Source organism: [Flexibacter] sp. ATCC 35208 (assembly GCF_001975825.1).
GTDB lineage: Bacteria > Bacteroidota > Bacteroidia > Chitinophagales > Chitinophagaceae > Chitinophaga.
In genome coordinates this window covers 1-601 of record NZ_MTKN01000232.1, presented here as the reverse complement: position 1 = coordinate 601, position 601 = coordinate 1, and the positions used below count along the sequence as shown (strand labels likewise).

At 32.3% G+C, this 601-nt stretch carries 1 protein-coding gene; it reads left to right on the top strand.

Annotated features, from left to right (window positions below):
- Positions 1 to 325: DUF6252 family protein (locus tag BW716_RS35245; RefSeq protein ID WP_220388927.1), on the top strand; the 325-nt coding region annotated here is incomplete at its 5' end.
- Positions 326 to 601: the final 276 nt, after the last annotated feature.

Genomic DNA, 601 nt, shown 5'->3' with positions numbered 1-601 from the left:
CAATGTAACTTCTAGTTCAATTATGGGAAAAATAGCTATTGCTGCTATAAGAGGAGGTGTTGAAAGCATTATAGTGAATTTACCGGGTACTGTTAAACCAGGTACCTATGATATTAGTATTGAAAAGTCATATGATTATAGCTTAATGTATATCAAGAATGCTACTGAAAAAGGGGTTTTTAATGCAGACTCCGGAACTATTGTTATTTTAAGTCACGATACTACTAAAAAAACAATTAGCGGAACTTTTAGTGCTTCTTTTAAATCTTTTCTGACGACAGAGAAACATGAAGTTAATAAGGGAGCTTTTACTATTTCTTATTAATTGCAATTCCATAAACAATAAAAAGTTTCCCGTAAAAGAGTTGCTTTTATTGGATTATCTTCGTGATAATCTCGCATTATATAAAACACAAGACCTCGCAGAAAATGCGAGGTTTTTTTTATGCCTTATCGATAGACTTTACGTATTTATTTTTCTAGACCAATAGATAAACCACACCAAAGCTATGTTACATAACAAGTCATTATAGTGCAAGCCGTTCCGGTACGCTTCGCCTTTCACTATAAACTCATTATGTAAAATATCTCAGTTCCTTAA